Source organism: Lachnoanaerobaculum sp., from assembly GCF_057250505.1.
Genome location: NZ_DBHIEQ010000004.1, coordinates 100,237 through 118,531, shown reverse-complemented (window position 1 = coordinate 118,531; position 18,295 = coordinate 100,237). Strand labels below are relative to the sequence as shown.

Here is an 18,295-nt window from a genome sequence, read left to right as displayed (position 1 = left end):
TGAAGCGCTATATGAAGTCAAAGATATATTTGAAAAGTTCGGCGGACATCATATGGCGGCAGGTATGAGCTTAAAAAAGGACAGACTTGATGAATTCAGAAAAAGATTGAATAAAAACTCAAAGCTTACAAAAGAAGATTTTATACAAAAGATATGGATTGATGTACCTTTGCCTTTTTCATATATCAGTCTTGACTTTGTAAGAGAACTTGAAAAGCTGGAGCCTTATGGAAATAAGAATGAGAAGCCTAAGTTTGCAAGGAAGGGCATAAAGATATTATCAAAGAATATACTCGGTAAAAATAAAAATGTGGTAAAGATGGTGCTTGAAGATGACGGTACAAGGCTTGACGGAATATATTTTTGTGACGGAGAAGCTTTCTTTGAGGAGCTTAAAGGTAATAATGAGATAGATATTATATATTATCCTGATATAAATGAGTATGGCGGCAGAGAGAGTCTGCAAGTGATTATAACCGGTTATAAGATAAAAAATATATAGCAATGAGAGTTTATTTATTGTATACTTTACTTTCAGAAGCAACAAAACAGTTATGTAGGAGAGTTAGATATGGTTAACGAAGTGATGAACTTTTTAAAAGAACTTGACCCTGAGGTCGGCACAGCGGTAGAAAAGGAAGCAAACAGACAGAGAAGAAATCTTGAACTTATTGCATCCGAAAATATCGTATCGGAAGCTGTGATGATGGCAATGGGAACAGTGCTTACAAATAAATACGCTGAAGGATATCCGGGAAAGAGATATTACGGAGGCTGTGAGGATGTGGATATAGTTGAGAGCATTGCTATCGAAAGAGCAAAGAAACTCTTTAACTGTGACTATGCCAATGTTCAGCCGCATTCGGGAGCACAGGCAAATATGGCTGTATTTTTAGCAATGCTTGAGGCGGGAGATACAGTACTTGGAATGAATCTTAATCACGGCGGACATTTGACACACGGTTCAGCTGTAAACTTTTCCGGAAAGTACTTCAATATCGTGCCTTACGGTGTGAATGATGAGGGATTTATCGACTACGATGAGCTTGAGAAAATAGCAATTGAACATAAGCCTAAGATGATTATAGCAGGTGCAAGTGCATATGCCAGAGTAATCGACTTTAAGAAATTCAGAGAAGTTGCAGACAAGGTCGGCGCATACCTTATGGTGGATATGGCTCATATTGCAGGACTTGTTGCAACAGGACTTCATCCGTCACCTATAGGAATAGCTGATGTTGTAACCACTACAACACATAAGACACTTAGAGGACCGAGAGGCGGACTTATCCTTGCAAACAAGGAAGCTGCCGAGAAGTTTAACTTTAACAAGGCTGTTTTCCCGGGAATTCAGGGCGGACCGCTTGAGCATGTAATCGCGTCAAAGGCGGTTTGTTTCGGCGAGGCTCTTAAGCCTGAGTTTAAAAAGTATCAGGAGCAGGTGGTAAAGAATGCCAAGGCTTTGGCTGACGCGCTTATAGCCGAGGGATTTAATATCCTTACAGGAGGTACAGACAATCACCTTATGCTTCTTGACCTAAGGGGAACAGGCATCACAGGAAAAGAACTTCAAAATAAATGTGATGAAGTATATATCACTTTGAACAAGAATACAGTACCGAACGATCCGCAGAGTCCGTTCACTACAAGCGGTGTAAGAATAGGTACACCTGCAGTTACAAGTCGAGGACTTGTGGAAGAGGATATGAAGACTGTAGCAAGACTTATCAAAATGGCTGCATATGATTTTGATACAAAGGCTGATGAGATAAGAGCCGAAGTTACAAAGCTTATGGATAAGTATCCTATTTATAAGTAATAATTATTTGCAGCAGTCTGCAAATTTATATTTTTAGAAAGGGCGGCCCAAGGGATTTCGGGCTGCTTCGGTGTGTAAAAATGAAGGAATTGAAAGAATATGTAAGAAGTATACCTGACTTTCCTGAGCCGGGAATTATATTCAGAGATGTGACCACCATACTGCAGGACCCTGACGGACTTTGCCTAAGTATTGATGAACTTAGAGGAAAGTTGCAGGGACTTGACTACAATATGATAGTGGGTCCGGAGTCAAGAGGCTTTATCTTCGGTGTACCGGTAGCCTATGCCGAGCATAAGGCGTTTATCCCTGTCAGAAAAAAGGGAAAACTTCCATGTGAGACTGTAAGTATCGACTATGACCTTGAGTACGGCAAGGCAACCATTGAAATCCATAAAGATGCCATAAAGCCCGGCGATAAGGTGGTAATAGTCGACGATTTGATAGCTACAGGCGGCACAACGGAGGCGATTGCAAAGCTTGTGGAGAGCCTTGGCGGCGAGATAGTAAAGATTGTATTTGTAATGGAGCTTGAGGGGCTTAAGGGAAGAGAAAAGCTTTCAAAGTACAATATAGACAGCCTTATAAAGTATGAGGGGAAATAAAATATAGGTAGGTGATTCGGCATAATCTTTGGATTTCAAGGATTATGCCTTTTTTTGTTAAAAAAATAAAATTGAAATAAATATATATTTTGTTAGAAAATCAGCAAGTAATCTTATATAAAATATATTTTGTTGACAAAAACATATAAAGAAACTATAATTGAACATAAGTTTCAGTGAACGTGATCTATGAAAATGTTTTAATGGTTAAAGTTGTTTTAATTGTATATACAATTAAATAAAGAGATTGTTTGGAGGTGGAAGTTTATAAATCTTTGCTATTACTATATATGACATTTTATTACGCACTGAATAATGACGGAAACATAGGAGGGTAAAATGAAAAAAAGAGGTTTGGCATTAGCTGTTGTATCAGCTATGTTGGTTGCAACATTGGGAGCATGCGGTTCAGGTACCACAAAGACTACAGGTGACAGTACTGCTGCTCAGTCACAGGATTCGGGTTCCAAGCAGGCGGCAAATACTGAAAAGAGTGAGGTGGATAATATTATCGCACAAGCTCAAGGTATGAGTCTTGAGGAACTTGCAAAAAAGGCGATAGAGGAGTCAAACGGTAAGACTTTTTACGGAGTCGGAAACTCAAGTAGAGGAAAGACTGCGCTGCCGTTGTTTATTTCATATTTGAAGACTATCGATCCTAACTACAATATGGAGTTTGAGTGGCAGCAACCTAAGAACAACAAAATATTTGAGCAGCTGAGTGCCGATTCACTTAAGCCAAGCGGTACATTTGCAATGACTCTTATTCAGGATGGTAATCAGATCCAGACTAAGATGGTGGATACAAATATACTGAAGACTTTTATACCGAAGGATTGGGCGGAGGCTAACGGAGTAAGCGCGGACAGTTATAAGGGATTCTTACCGCTTCAGACTTTGAATAAAGTGTTTATGTTCAACAACACAGGCGATGCAAAATATACCAACTGTTGGGATTTCGTATATGAGGGTTCACATCCGCTGTTTATGGATATTGATTCAGAGCTTGTAGGAAAGAATTTCTTATATATGCTGACAAAAGAGGAGTATGCCGATAAGCTAAAAGAAGCATATGATAAGTTGGATGCGACAAAGAAAGCTTATTTTGATCCTGTTATTGCGGGTGAGGAGTCGGATGCAAAGGATCTTGGACTTTCAGAGAACGGAAAATACGCTTTGGCATGGATTAAGCTGTGGGTTGAGAATTATACGGAGGAGACAGATGACGGCCCTATCTGTAATACTCTTGTAGATACATCCGCAAAAGATCAGTCGGGACTTCTTGTATATTCAAAGCTTCGTTCCGTAGAGGAGTCGGCTAATGTTTCAGTAAATAATATAACAGTTGCGGCATATCAGGACGACTATACAGGAATCGGCGGATACGGATACAACCACTATTTATTCCTTACAAAGAACAGTCCGCTTCCATGGACGGCATGTGCATTTATAGCTTATATAACATGTACAGAAGACGGATTCAGTGCTTGGGGAAAGGATATGGGAGGATATTCCTCAAATCCTAAAGTAATGGAAGCCACAGAGGCAAAGTATCAGCATCAAAAGGGCGGATACAATGAAGCAGGTGAGGATCAGTTCCCTGCTAAAGATGACAGAGGATATGACTGGTGGACAAAGGACGGAGAACTTGTACTTGAGGATCCTCAGTATTGTGCAGATGTTTCATTTACTGTAGGTAACTGGATTGAAATGCTTAGCAAAGCTTCTGATAAGAATTAATTGACCGGGTGCTGCATAATGCAGCACCTTTTTAAGGAGAATATTATGGGAATACTGAAAAATAGAATCAGAACATTTTTTGGCAAGCCACAGAATATTATTTTGCTTATTTTCGGAATAATGTTGACATTTTCTACTGTTGCTCCTGTTGTGGCAATAGTAAAGGATACATTACAGATACATCCGGGTACTATTGATCAGCATTTGACAGGAAAAGCTTCAGGATACAGCATTGTAAACTATATAGACTTATTTACAAGTAAGCTTGCAATGTCAAATCTGTGGAAGCCGCTTATAAATACATTATTTTTGGCAATATTCACTTGCCTTATATCCATTTTATATGGCGGCTTTTTTGCGTTTTTGGTTACCAGAACAAATATGAAATTCAAAAAATATTTGAGTTCAATATTTATTTTTCCATATATCATGCCACAGTGGACTTTGGCGGTTGTATGGCAAAATATGTTTAACTCAAATGCAGTACTGGGAACTTCCGACGGGCTTATAGCTTCACTGACAGGAGTGACTTTTCCGAAGTGGTGGTGTCAGGGACTGTTCCCAAGTGCTGTAGTACTGGGACTTCACTATGCTCCGTTTGCATACATTATGATTGGCGGTATATTCAAAAATATGGATGCCAATCTTGAAGAGGCGGCTACAATACTTGATACACCTAAGTGGAAGATTATGACAATGATTACATTGCCTATGATAACACCTGCAATACTTAATACAATTTTGCTTGTATTCGGGTCTGCAATGGGATCATACCCGGTTCCACATTATCTTGGACTGACTACATTGTCAACAAAGTATATTTCTTTGAACAGTAAGTATACAGGTGAAGCAAGTATACTTGCAATCATTATGATGGTATTCGGAATAATGATTTTATCTTTGAATCAGCTTTCGCTCAAGAGTAGAAAGAACTACACGACAGTAACAGGAAAGTCGGGACAACTTTCAAAGATAAATATAGGTAAAGCAGGAAAGTATGTAGTCGGAGCGGTTTATATTGTAATGACATTCTTTACAAGTATTTGGCCGATAATGTTGTTTGCACTTGAGACATTCCTGCCGAATCCCGGAGATTACAGCTTCTTGTATACACATGACTTTAAAAATCTTACAACAAAGTGGTGGCTTACAAGTGAAAATGTGACTGAAAACGGCTTATATGGACAGCACGGTATACTCTACAATCCTACTATATGGCATGCATTTTGGGGTACTTTATTACTTGCATTTGCCTGTGCTGCTATTGCCGGAACTATCGGTACATTGATCGGCTATGCGGTGGCAAAAAACAGGCGTTCAAGGTGGGCGGCTTATGTCAACAATATGGCGTTCTTGCCTTATCTTATGCCGTCTATAGCAGTCGGTGCGGCATTCTTTATACTGTTTTCAAATGAGCATATAAATCTTTTTAATACCTACTATCTTCTTATTATAGCAGGTGTCATAAAGTATATACCTTTTGCAAGCAGAGCCTCTCTTAACTCGATGTTACAAATAAGCAATGAGCTTGAGGAGGCTGCGATAATTCAAAATGCAAGTTGGGTAAAGAGAATGGTTAAGATAATAATTCCGATTCAGAAATCTTCTATAATAAGCGGTTTTAGTTTGCCGTTTATGACTTGCCTCAGAGAGTTATCGCTTTTCCTGCTACTTTGTACACAGGGATTTATACTCTCAACAACACTTGACTATTTTGACGAGATGGGATTGTATGCATTCTCAAGTGCTATAAATCTGATTTTAATTGTAACGATACTTGTATTTAATACATTGGCAGACAAGCTTACAGGCTCAAGCCTTGATAACGGAATAGGAGGTTGATATGCCGGCAATTACATTAACAAATATTACAAAAAGATGGAAAAACTATTTTGGTGTTGACAATTTAAGTCTTGAAATACCTGATAACTCATTCATAACATTGCTTGGACCGTCGGGTTGCGGCAAGACAACTATTCTTCGTATGATTGCAGGACTTGAAACTCCTACAGAGGGAAGAATAACTATCGGTGATAATGTAGTGTTTGACAGTGAAAAGGGTATTAATGTGCCGCCGAATAAGAGAAAAGTAGGTTTCTTATTCCAAAACTATGCACTTTGGCCAAATATGACAGTGTATCAAAATATAATGTTCGGTTTGAAAAACATCAAAGAAGAACTTCCTGTAGTAGACGTGGAAGCAAAAAGATGTACCGATATTATAAGAGCATTGCAAAACGGTAAGAGAATAAAGGTCGAGGTGACGGATTGCTGTGATAAAAACGGTAAGCTTGATAATAACAGAGCATATGTGAAGCTTATAGATGCATTTGAGTTGTCAATATTCAGTGCAAAAACAGTATTTGAGTTTAAAATTCATGAAAGTGACAATCCTGATGAGGCTGCAAAAAAGCATAGAGATGAATATGAGAAAAAACTTGCAGCGATTATAGATAATCACAAGGCAAAGGGAGAAGAGTTAAATAAAGATTTTGAGGTTGTAAAGGCCGGAAATGTTGTGACGGAAGTTCGTAAGCTTACAGATGAGGAAATGGATTCAAGACTTAGACATGTAGCCGGAATAGTAAAAATCGGTATGTTTATGGACAGGTATCCTGCAGAACTTTCAGGCGGACAACAGCAAAGAGTTGCAATAGCGAGAACTTTGGCACCGAAACCGCAGGTGCTGTTTATGGATGAACCGCTTTCAAACCTGGATGCAAAGCTGAGGCTTGAGATGCGTTATGAATTGCAAAGACTTCATGTGGAAACAGGCAGTACTTTCGTTTATGTTACACATGACCAGATGGAGGCAATGACACTTGCAACGAAGATATGTCTGGTACAAAACGGTGTATTACAGCAGTACGCTCCACCGCTTGAAGTTTATAGAAGACCTGAAAATCTTTTCGTTGCGGACTTTGTCGGAAATCCTTCTATAAACTTTATAGATGCAAAGGGAGCTCAAAAAGACGACGGAAGTATTGAGTTAAAAATTTTTGACAATGTAGATATAGAGTTTGTTCCGAATGAGGATATTAAGATTTCAGATTGGCATAAAGGCAGAGACAGGGATCTGGAAAAAAAGAAAGAACAAAAGGCTGAGCTTATGAAGGACAAACATTATGTAGAGAAGTCCAACAAAGATGAGGTGTTTAAATATCATATTGCAAAGATTGTAGAAGAGGACAGCAGTATAAAAAGCGAGCAGGTGGTAACAGATGAAGATTTTGTACTTGCTATAAGGCCTGAAGCCATAGGCATAACAAGTGAAGAAGGTCTGCATACCACAATTTACGGTGCAATGCCTACAGGTATGGAAAGTACTTTAAAGCTGAGACTTGGAGATTATTTGCTTACAAGTGTAATATTCGGAAATACCGCTTACAGGATCGGTGAAGATATGAAAATAAACTTTACAGGAGACGATATATTGCTTTTTGACCGAAAATCAGGAATGAGAATCGCAACAGGCAAAATAAGGCTAAAATTGATTAAATAGAGGTATTGACAAACAACTGAAAAATCAATATAATTACTAATTGTGACATTAGAGATTGATGCTTATTCCAATGCCCCGGAGAGCATTTATCCATATAAAGCGAAGTTAAAAGATTAATGGAGGTCAGTCAATGAAAACTTTTATGGCTAATCCGGATAAGATCGACAGAAAATGGTATGTTGTCGATGCAAAGGGAGCTACATTGGGACGACTTGCTTCAGAAGTTGCAAGTGTATTAAGAGGAAAGAACAAACCGGAGTTTACACCACATGCTGATTGTGGAGATTATGTTATCGTAATCAACGCAGCAGAGGTAAAGGTTACAGGTAAAAAGTTAGATCAGAAGATTTATTACAACCATTCAGAGTATGTAGGTGGTATGAGAGAGACAACACTTCGTGAGCTTCTTGCAAAGAAGCCTGAGAGAGTTGTAGAGCTTGCCATCAAGGGCATGCTTCCTAAGGGACCGCTTGGTAGAGATATGTACAGAAAGCTTCATGTCTATGCAGGAGAGAATCACGGACATCAGGCACAGAAGCCGGTAGTAATGGAAATTAAAGGCTAATAATCTTTAAGAAGGAGAATGGTATGACTAACGATAAGTTTTACGGAACAGGTAGAAGAAAAAGTTCTATCGCCAGAGTATATCTTGTACCTGGAACAGGTAAGATAACAATAAATAAAAGAGATATTGATGAGTATTTCGGTCTTGAGACATTGAAGGTTGTTGTTCGTCAGCCTTTAGTGGCTACAGACAATGTAAACAAGTTTGATGTACTTGTAAATGTTTGCGGTGGTGGTTTCACAGGTCAGGCGGGAGCTATCAGACACGGTATTTCAAGAGCACTTCTTCACGCAGATGAGGAATATAGACCTACTTTAAAGAAGGCAGGATTCCTTACAAGAGATCCAAGAATGAAAGAGCGTAAGAAATACGGTCTTAAGTCAGCGAGAAGAGCACCACAGTTCAGTAAGCGATAATTTCACTTTGGAAACATCAAAAAAACTCGGAAACAAGTAGTTTCCGGTTTTTTTTTAATACCCAAAATAGATGTTGTAATCTGTTGGGTTTTATAGTTCTTTGGCTACTATTTCTGACATCCCCACTGTTTGCGAAAGAGTGATAATACATAAAAACGCTCCTGACATAGGTAAAAAAATACCTAAAACGTGGAAATAATTATATATTCATGTTAGAATAACGGCAGTATAGTTGAACATGGCTGAACCTGATAGACAATGTTGTTTTTATTGGTGGAGGGAATCTGATGGCTGTTAGTTACAAAAGATTATGGCATCTATTGCTAGATAGAAATCTAAAGAAAAAAGATTTAGAATGAATGGCAGGGATAAGTGAATATCATACGAAGAAACTTACAAAAAATGAGACGGTTACAACTGATACGCTATGTAAAATAATGGCTGCACTTAACGTTTCTATTGATGATATTGAGGCAGATGATAGAGAATAAGTCCGATATATAGGACAGAATATCATATATAATCATAAAGGAGGTGTCGGAAAGTGTGGTGTAAAAATTGTAATATTGAAACTAATGAAGATGTTTGTCCAGTTTGTGGCACAGCAACAATTGAGGATATTCCGACGGAGGTGTACTGGTGTGATGAGTGCAAGACTCCCGTTATTCAAGAAGTCAATCAAGCTGATAAGGGTGAATGTCCTTGCTGTGGAAAAAAGATTAAATATCTTACCACTGATTTAAGACCGGTTTTTCCTGAAGAAAGACTTTTATTGGAAATTCTTTTGGATAAGACACCTAATTCATTAGCTGACCAATCTGTGTGGGCAGTAAATAGTAGGTATTATATAGATGGTAAAAGCTACTCCATTCCAAGCAAGCTCTTTCAAGTAGCGGATACAGATTCCATTACAAAAAAATACGAGGCAAACATAGATAAAAATTCCTATGAAGTATTTAACAAACACATAGAGAAGTTTATTGAAGCAAACCAAAGAAGATTGGACTATTTAAAGGATGAATCATTTAGGTTTGTTCAAAATGCTGCATCTAAATTCGATGAGGAGCATATTGTAATTTCGTTCTCAGGGGGAAAAGATTCTACAGTAACTGCTGATGTAGTTACAAAGGCATTGAGTAATCCTAGTCTTGTACATATTTTTGGGGACACAACACTAGAATTTCCTTCGACTATAGAGTATGCAGACCGGTTTGTTGAAGAACACCCGCAGGCAATTTTCCAGATTGCTAAGAATTATGAACAAGATTTTTATGATGTTTGTGAAGACATTGGACCACCAGCAAGAATGATGCGTTGGTGCTGTTCAATGTTTAAAACTGGTCCAATAACTAGAGTAATAAGTAGCTTGTACAGAAATCAACAGATTCTTACATTCTATGGTATTCGAAAAGTGGAATCTGTTAGCCGTAGCAAATATAATAGAATAGAAGATGATTCAGAATCTGTAAAGATTCAACAGCAGACCGTTGCATCACCAATCTTTTTCTGGAAAGATCTTGATATATGGCTATACTTGCTTTCAGAAAACATTGATTTTAACACAGCATATCGACTGGGTTATGACAGAGTTGGCTGTTGGTGCTGTCCAAATAATAATCATAGAGCACAATTTCTTTCAAGAATATATATGCCAGAAAAGTCAAAGAGATGGAGAGATTTTTTGATTGATTTTGCAAAAAAAATTGGAAAGCCGGATGCAGAAGAATATATTGATACTGGAAAATGGAAAGCTCGACAGGGAGGCAATGGACTATCTGCGGCAACAGATGTAAAAATTAAATTTACAAATTGCACTGCCGAAGAACATGCAAAAATATATAGGTTGGTTAGACCTTTCGATGAGGAGTTTATTGGGATGTTTGTACCGTTTGGAAGGGTTGCACCTGAATTGGGTAATAAACTACTAAATGAGATTTTGGTTTTAGATGTAAGGACAAATGTGCCAATACTGTCGATACAACCGTTTGGTCAAGAAGAATATGAATATTCTGCAAAAATTAAGACAATGAATGTGCAGGATCATGATGATTTGCAGAGAATGGCAGCGTACCAGGTGAGAAAGTTTAATGCATGTAGAAAATGCTTAAAATGTGAATCAATTTGTCGATCAGGAGCAATATCAATTAATGGAGATTCCTACTATATAGATCCTAATAAGTGTGTGCACTGCAAGATGTGTGTGACTGCAAAATATCTTGATGGTGGTTGTATGATGGATAAATATTTAAGAACAAAATAGCAGAAATGCTTAGTTGGAGGTTATAAGTATGGCTATGAAATTTCGTGCCCATGATACATTTTTTATAAGGAAAGGTTGGCTTAGTAAGGGCATGAAATATGTCATGCAGAAACCTGATGTCTTTGTTGACAAAGAAGATAATCCTATGGATGTTTTGGGTATTGGTTCAAACATGGTCAAAGCGCTTAGATACTGGCTTCAGGCCGTAGGATTGACGACGGAACCAAATTCAGGGAAACGCCTACAGTCATTCACTGAAATGGGAAAGTCAGTTTTTGAAAATGATAGATTTATTGAAGAAATGGGTACATTACAATTATTGCAATATAAGCTGGCAACAAATAAAGAGGAAGCCACAGCTTGGTACTATTTCTTTAACGAATTTAATATGTCAGAGTTTAGCAGAGATGATTTTGTTGGATCTCTACAAAATTATATTTCTTTGGATAAAAGTGGTTTAGATGTGGCAATAAGATCATTAAATGATGATTTTGCTTGCATTGTAAATACATACGTTCCTCGATCTAAAACAAATCCTAAACGAGTATCTCCGGAAAATAATATAGACTGTCCTTTGGGTGAACTTGGATTGATTGATGTCTCTGGAAGAGATAAGAAATTGTATAAAAAAACTACTCCGCCTGCATCTTTATTTAATTCTTGGGTTATTCTTGCAATGATCGTGGATCAGGCTCAAGGACGTAAAGAAGTTGGATTAAATGAGTTATTAAACTCGCCGTGCAATATTGGAAAGGTTTTTAATTTAGACGCTATTACTATGCTTGATATTTTATATCAAGTTGAAAAAACGGGAGAGCTGAAAATAATTCGTAATGCTGGTCTAGATATAGTTAGATTAACAAATGAGTGTGATACATTCCAGTATTATGTAGATAAATACTACATTTCAATTATCGATTGATAGGAGAAGATTGAAAATGAAAAGTAGAGGATATCCATTACCTTAATCGCATCGCAAACAAGCCATCTTTCGGTGGCTACTTTAAAAATTGAATATTAAAAGTTAAGGCTATGCAGTTGCTGACTTGATTTTATAACCTTGATTTCTTGCGATTATAATTGCCTGTTCTACCGTGATTTCTCGGTCAACAGGTGGCAAATCGTATTTCCGATAAAGTTCCGCATTATAGTTTTCACCATTCTTAAGCATATGATATAATGCAGTCAGAAGCATTCTTGCAATGGCAATGATTGCTTTCTTGTGACCGCGACGCTTTTTGAGACGGATATAGCGGTTGCGAATTTCCAGATGCTTTTTACTGGTAACAACAGCATTTGCACATTGGACCAGTAAAGGTTTGATATAGCATCCGGCCTTGGAAACCCGGACAGATTTTTTCTTCCCTGCACTTTCATTGTTGGTCGGAGTAAGACCGGCCCATGAGCATAAGTGTTTCGCTGAAGGAAAAGCCTCCATGTTGGTACCGATTTCGGAAATAATTCCGATGGCAGTAAAGACGCTACGGATACCGGGAGCGGTTTGGAGAATGGCAAGTTCCTGCTGATAGGGAGCGGCGAGCGCAAGAATGAGTTCTTCAAGCTCTGCTTTCCGGGATTCCAGGCTTTCATAATGAGATTTGATCACCTTAAGTTTGCCGACCTGTTCCGGTGTGATATAACCGTCAATAGCGTCACGGAGTTCAGGAAGTTTCTTTTTCAAACTTTTGTAAACAAGTGGTTCAAGGTCAAAAGATGTATCTGCGGGATTTTCCAAAAGTTTATCCAGTATCGCCTGAGCAGATTTGCCGAAGGTGTCCGAAACAACGTTTCCCAACTGGATATTGGAAACCGTGAGACAGTTCTGCAAACGATTCTTTTCGCTTGATTGAAAGCAGGTCAGTTTGAAACGGTAACGCATAAGGTCACGGAGCTGGCGGATGTCAGCGGGCGGCATAAAGCTACCGGCAACAAGATCATGCTTGAACAGGTCAGCAATCCATTTGGCATCTTTCTTGTCAGTTTTTTTTCCACGAATAGCTTTAACATATTTGGGATGAGCAAGGACAATCGAACAGTCATTTTCTAAGATGTTATAAACAGGAATCCAGTATTTACCGGTAGATTCCATACAGACATCCTTGCAATTCCGGTTGAGTAACCATTGTAACAAAGTTTTCAGACCGCTCGTGTAGGTAGAAAACCGGTGGCTCTCATAAGAAGTTATACCTTTATCGTTTGTAGAAGCGATACAGGCAACTACAAAAGTCTTGTGGACATCAATACCACAACAGATTTTGTAGACGATTTTTAAAGACATAGGGACTCCTTTCAGAATCAGAAGATTCATTAGAGATTATAGGGAGAGACGGCATTGACTGAACGCCTAAGCCATAAACGAGATTGTTTATACAAAGATAAGATTACGTGTTCTACGACACACTTATTTGTGCTTGAAAAGGCGTACTACACATATAAGTATACGGTCATCCGGCAAGCCGGACAGCCCACTCACCTCCCCGTGATTTGTAGTATACCGAGTTCCCTACAAGAAGAATTATAAATAAAAAATGGCTCAAGGAAACATTTTCATAACGTTTTGTGCCTTGAGCAAAGCGAAAGGAATGGAAATAACTATGAGTAAAATGATTTCCGTTGCTTCAGGCTTTCAATATTCAGTGAATATTGGTTATGACCTTAACAGTAACGACAAGTTAAAAAATTTTATACCAACAAAATCTGCGCTCGTTCTTCTTGATGAGATTCTGTTGAGCACACTTCCAACGTCAACAGAAAGAGCTCGTGTTTTAATCGGTGCATACGGTAAGGGTAAATCACATATTGTCCTTATGATTTTATCTATGTTAATGAAAAAAGATTTGGCATTGTTTGAAAAGATGATGCCCAAAATAGATGAAATACTGCAGTTAAAACAAGGTATAGAACGATATTATCAGAGTAATAATAAGATACTTCCTGTGGTCATTTCTGGTAGTAATACTAGCATTTCGCAAGCTTTTTTAAATAGCCTTCAAAGAACTTTGGCTGAGAATGATTTGCTTGATATTATGCCGGAAACAAATTATAAAGCTGCAGTTGAAACAATAAAAAGATGGGAAAAAGAATTTCCGGCAACCTATACAGCTTTAGAAAACGAAATAAATATGCCGGTCAATAAGTTGGTATCTTTATTACAAGACTATAGCGTTGAAGCATATGAAAAATTTGAAAAAGCATACCCAACATTAACTTCAGGAAGCATTTTTAACCCATTTTTGGGATTTGATGTTGTTGAGTTATACGAACGTGTAGCTGTAGGTTTAAAAGATAAGGGATATACCGGAATATATGTTATTTATGATGAATTTAGCAAATACCTTGAAGCAAATATTTCCAGTGCATCTGTTAGTGATACAAAGATGCTTCAGGATTTTGCGGAAAAGTGTAATAGAAGTGGAGAAGTTCAACTTCATGTGATGCTTATTTCGCATAAAGAAATAAGTAACTACATCGATTCCTTGCCAAAGAAAAAGGTTGATGGATGGAGAGGAGTTTCTGAACGCTTCCGTCACATACGTTTGAGCAATAATTTCACTCAGACTTATGAAATCATATCGACAGTTATTCATAAGAATGAGAGGAAATGGTCTAATTTTGTTCTTAATCATAAAGGGGATTTTGCAAATTTAAATTTCAGATATGAAAGGCATCCAATTTTTGATGATGTGGATGGAAAGGTAGAGGATCATGTAATCAGAGCGTGTTATCCTTTGCACCCGGTTTCTACATATATTTTACCGAGACTGTCTGAACGGATTGCACAGAATGAACGAACATTATTTACATTTTTGTCTGCAAACGGTGCCAACACATTATCGAATTTTTTAAATAACCATAATGACTCTAATTTTAGTGTTCTGACACCTGATGCTATATACGATTATTTTGAACCATTGCTTCAAAAAGAAGTCTATGGAAGTGATGTATATCAAAATTATGCTTTGACAGCATCGATTCTTTCTAAGGTTGTAGACGGTGAACTTGAGAAGAAAATTATAAAAACCATATCGCTGATTTATATGCTGTCACAGTTTGAAAAACTGAAGCCTACACTAGATGAAATCATTGGAATTTATTCTGTTAGCAATACTGTTGATGAGATTGAGCAGGCAACAAAGAATCTGCTCGAAGAAGAATTTGTTGTTTATCTTAAAAGAAACAATAACTTTTTGAAATTAAAACAGACATCTGGTGTCGATATTAAAAAGAAAATAAATGACACTATACAGATCCAAGCATCTAAGATAAATATCAAAGCTGTGCTTAATGGAATGAATTTTGATAATTACATGTATCCGTATCGATATAATGATGAATATGAAATCACTAGATATTTTGCTTTTGAATTTATTGATTCAGATGAGGTGGCAAACGATGTTGATTGGGAAACGAAGACTCAGTCAATTGATGGTGATGGGGTCATATATGGTGTCATTCCAAAATCTCAGGAAGATATTGAAAGAGTATGTGAATCATTAAAATTGACGAGTGCTAGCAAGGACAGAGTTATATTTATCGTTCCTAAAGTATTTAAAGATATTACCGGAATTGTTCGAGAATTTAATGCGGTGAAATTGTTAAGGGATTCCACTTTAGATGATTCGATGCTTTTTGATGAGTATGCTGTGATTTTTGATGATTTACAAGAGGTTTTAGCTGGCTATGTTAGTGTGTTTACTCATCCGGAAAATTATGCTGCTTTTTATATTCACAATGGAAAAAATAAGTATATTACAAGAAAAGCAGCTTTAACAGGATTATTATCTACAATTTGCGATGAGATTTATTGCAAAACGCCAGTAATAAATAACGAAGCAATAAATAGAAATGAAATTACATCCATAGCAAGTAATAGTAGAAATAAGATTATTGCAGGTTTGTTGAGAAATGAAATAGAGCATAATCTTGGATTATCTGGCAGCGGACAAGAAGTATCTATTATGAGAAGTGCATTGGTTCGTACAGGGATACTTGTTGAACAAAATGATTATGTGCAGATCAATTTACAACCAGAAAATAAAAGAATATGCAATATGTTAAGTTGCATTGAAGGTTTCATTCAAAGCACACGACAGGATGGAAAAAAAGAATTTGGTGAATTGTTTAACGATCTAACTTCTCCTGAAAATCATATAGGACTTAAACAAGGTCTTATTCCAATTTATTTAGCAGCAGTACTTCATGAGTATAAACAAGAAGCAATAGTTTTGGATCGATTTGGACAGGTTCCACTTAATGTGGATACATTGATGCAAATTGTAGCAAATCCCAAAGCCTATCAGCTCTCTTATTTAGATTGGAATCCCAAAAAAGAAGAGTACATTAAGAAACTTTCAAATGTTTTTAAACCTTATATTGTTGAAGCAGAGAAAGGTATAAATTACTACGACTATGTTGCATCGGCAATGAGAAGATGGTACATGTCTCTTCCTAAATATTCAAAGGAATGCAAAAAAAATATATTTGATGAGAAACTAGATAAAAGATATTTAATTTTCTTAAAACTTTTGAAGCAAAGCACTGGTAGTCAAGAACTACTTTTTGATGCTATTCCAAGAGCATTTGGGTATTCAGATGGATTCAATCTCGGCGCTTATGAAAATATAACAGCTGCAAAAGAGTATTATGATGAGTTGCTTTCAAATTTAAAGCACCAACTTGTGATTAAAACAAAAGATACATTTGTTCTTCCAGAACACCGTATCAGGGTTAAGCATATGTCATTGGCTTCCGTTATCGAGGATTGGCGTTCATCTTTAAATGATGGGGTATTTAACCAATTGTTTAAAGATGGTACGGATAAGTGTTTAGGATTATTTAAAACAGTAACAAATGATGAGGATATGTTTATTTCATGTCTTGCAAAATTAGTTACTGGTCTACGCTTAGAGGATTGGGATGATGGTACTCATGAGAAATTTTTTAGTACGCTAAATCAATATAAAGAAACAGCAGAGTCATTTGATTCGAAAGAAAGATTGAAGGGAGAAAATCCTGATGATTCAAAATCCTACCAGATCTCATTTATGGGAGAAAGCGGAGAAACTATTACAAAACGTTTTGAAAGCGTTGAAACAAGTAAAAGAGGCAAACTTTTATATAACCAAATAACTGCTGCTTTGAGTTCAATGGGACATTCCATTACTGAACAAGAGAAGCGACAGATACTAATTGATGTACTTAAAGAATTGTGTTAAGGGGGACATATTATGGCTTATTTCGACAATGCATCAACTACATACCCTAAACCGGAAAGAGTGTACACCTTTATGGACGAGTTTTACCGTGGAAGTGGAGCGAGTGCCGGAAGGGGCCAATATACCCTTGCTATGTCAACTGGAGCGTTGATTGCGGATACAAGAAAAAGAATACAATGGTTACTCCATTGTGAACAGAAGCAGGTAATATTTACAAATACTGCAACAATAGCACTAAATATGATTATTCAAGGGATTATTAAAAAAGGAATAAAGGATATATACATTTCCCCTTTTGAACATAATTCTGTAACTAGAACTCTACATAATTTTGATGAACAAAATCTTGTGAGGGTTCATGTTCTTGCAGTAGATTCCGATTTGAAATTCAATTTGGAGAAGATTCGATACCAATTCGATGATACTAAGCCAGAATTTGTGATTATCAGTCATGCAAGTAATGTGTTTGGAATTATATCACCAATAGAAGATGTTTTTATGCTCGCGAAAAAGCATGGGGCACTGACATTAGTTGATATGGCTCAGACAGCAGGATTAATTGATTTAAATGTTGGTTCTAATTTAATTGATTTCGCTGTGTTTGATGGACACAAAACGCTTTATGGACCAACTGGAATAGCAGGTTTTGTGATGAATAAGCAAATCGAACTTCCACCGGTACTGTTTGGGGGAACAGGCTATGATTCAGCTAATCAAAATATGCCGGATAGTTTGCCTGAAAAATATGAGATGGGAACATTTAATACAGTGGGAATTGCTGGACTTAATGCTGCATTACAATGGATTGAAGAAGTTAGGATTGAATCACTGTACAAGCAAGAGATGGAACATCGCAAAAAACTTATTAATGTGCTTTCTGAATACTCTTGGCTTCATATTATTGGAAACAAAGAAACCAATAAGTATGTTGGAATTGTTTCATGTGTTATTGATGGAATAAGTAGTGATAGTGTAAGTAAAGTATTTGACAGATTAGGGATTGCAGTAAGAACTGGATTGGAATGTGCACCTTTGGCACACAAATTTATGAATACTTTTCCAGTAGGAACAATTCGATTTAGCGTGAGCTATTTTACTTCAGATACTGATTTTGAATGCCTGAAAGAAGCACTTGAGAAAATTGATGAAGAAATATAGCGGAAGGGAATGTAA

At 37.1% G+C, this 18,295-nt stretch carries 13 protein-coding genes and 1 pseudogene; 13 read left to right on the top strand and 1 reads right to left on the bottom strand.

The genetic code is table 11. From position 1 onward, the window contains the following. From ACO6FI_RS03205 to ACO6FI_RS03155, 11 genes and pseudogenes are all read left to right on the top strand, one after another. Positions 1-502 (top strand): annotated as a pseudogene (locus ACO6FI_RS03205) (single-stranded-DNA-specific exonuclease RecJ); the annotation flags it as partial. Positions 503-571: 69 nt separating this feature from the next. Further along, complete coding sequence (gene glyA, locus ACO6FI_RS03200; protein ID WP_485456078.1) at positions 572-1,819, top strand: serine hydroxymethyltransferase; 1,248 nt, start codon at positions 572-574, stop codon at positions 1,817-1,819. An 80-nt stretch (positions 1,820-1,899) separates the two neighbouring features. After that, complete coding sequence (locus tag ACO6FI_RS03195; protein ID WP_485456077.1) at positions 1,900-2,424, top strand: adenine phosphoribosyltransferase; 525 nt, start codon at positions 1,900-1,902, stop codon at positions 2,422-2,424. A gap of 339 nt (positions 2,425-2,763) precedes the next feature. After that, entirely contained in the window at positions 2,764-4,164 is a 1,401-nt protein-coding gene (locus ACO6FI_RS03190; RefSeq protein WP_124951068.1) for a hypothetical protein, read from the top strand. A 45-nt stretch (positions 4,165-4,209) separates the two neighbouring features. Beyond that, positions 4,210-6,006: an ABC transporter permease gene (locus ACO6FI_RS03185; RefSeq protein ID WP_242867619.1), complete on the top strand. Its 1,797-nt coding sequence runs from the start codon at positions 4,210-4,212 to the stop codon at positions 6,004-6,006. Between the two features lies 1 nt (position 6,007). After that, positions 6,008-7,666 (top strand): ABC transporter ATP-binding protein, encoded by a 1,659-nt coding sequence (locus tag ACO6FI_RS03180; protein WP_485456076.1) that lies wholly within the window; start codon positions 6,008-6,010, stop codon positions 7,664-7,666. A gap of 130 nt (positions 7,667-7,796) precedes the next feature. Beyond that, a complete protein-coding gene (gene rplM / locus ACO6FI_RS03175) occupies positions 7,797-8,231 on the top strand; it encodes a 50S ribosomal protein L13 (RefSeq protein ID WP_009446476.1) in 435 nt (144 codons plus the stop codon). 23 nt (positions 8,232-8,254) lie between these two features. Continuing rightward, positions 8,255-8,647 carry a 30S ribosomal protein S9 gene (gene rpsI / locus ACO6FI_RS03170; RefSeq protein ID WP_007590784.1) on the top strand — a complete coding sequence of 131 codons (393 nt, stop codon included), beginning with the start codon at positions 8,255-8,257 and terminating at the stop codon, positions 8,645-8,647. Positions 8,648-9,006: 359 nt separating this feature from the next. Then, complete coding sequence (locus tag ACO6FI_RS03165) at positions 9,007-9,138, top strand: helix-turn-helix domain-containing protein (protein WP_485456075.1); 132 nt, start codon at positions 9,007-9,009, stop codon at positions 9,136-9,138. A gap of 53 nt (positions 9,139-9,191) precedes the next feature. Beyond that, complete coding sequence (locus tag ACO6FI_RS03160; RefSeq protein WP_485456074.1) at positions 9,192-10,907, top strand: phosphoadenosine phosphosulfate reductase domain-containing protein; 1,716 nt, start codon at positions 9,192-9,194, stop codon at positions 10,905-10,907. Between the two features lie 28 nt (positions 10,908-10,935). Next, positions 10,936-11,829, top strand: a complete 894-nt coding sequence (locus ACO6FI_RS03155; protein ID WP_485456073.1) for a DUF4007 family protein — start codon at positions 10,936-10,938, stop codon at positions 11,827-11,829. A gap of 108 nt (positions 11,830-11,937) precedes the next feature. Here ACO6FI_RS03155 and ACO6FI_RS03150 read toward each other — a convergent pair whose 3' ends face one another. Continuing rightward, a complete protein-coding gene (locus ACO6FI_RS03150; RefSeq protein WP_485456072.1) occupies positions 11,938-13,185 on the bottom strand; it encodes an IS110 family RNA-guided transposase in 1,248 nt (415 codons plus the stop codon). Positions 13,186-13,501: 316 nt separating this feature from the next. Here ACO6FI_RS03150 and ACO6FI_RS03145 point away from each other — a divergent pair, with 316 nt between their 5' ends. Both ACO6FI_RS03145 and ACO6FI_RS03140 read left to right on the top strand, forming a co-directional pair. Beyond that, positions 13,502-17,122: a restriction endonuclease subunit S gene (locus ACO6FI_RS03145; protein WP_485456071.1), complete on the top strand. Its 3,621-nt coding sequence runs from the start codon at positions 13,502-13,504 to the stop codon at positions 17,120-17,122. 12 nt (positions 17,123-17,134) lie between these two features. After that, positions 17,135-18,280 (top strand): aminotransferase class V-fold PLP-dependent enzyme, encoded by a 1,146-nt coding sequence (locus tag ACO6FI_RS03140; protein ID WP_485456070.1) that lies wholly within the window; start codon positions 17,135-17,137, stop codon positions 18,278-18,280. Positions 18,281-18,295 lie beyond the last annotated feature (15 nt).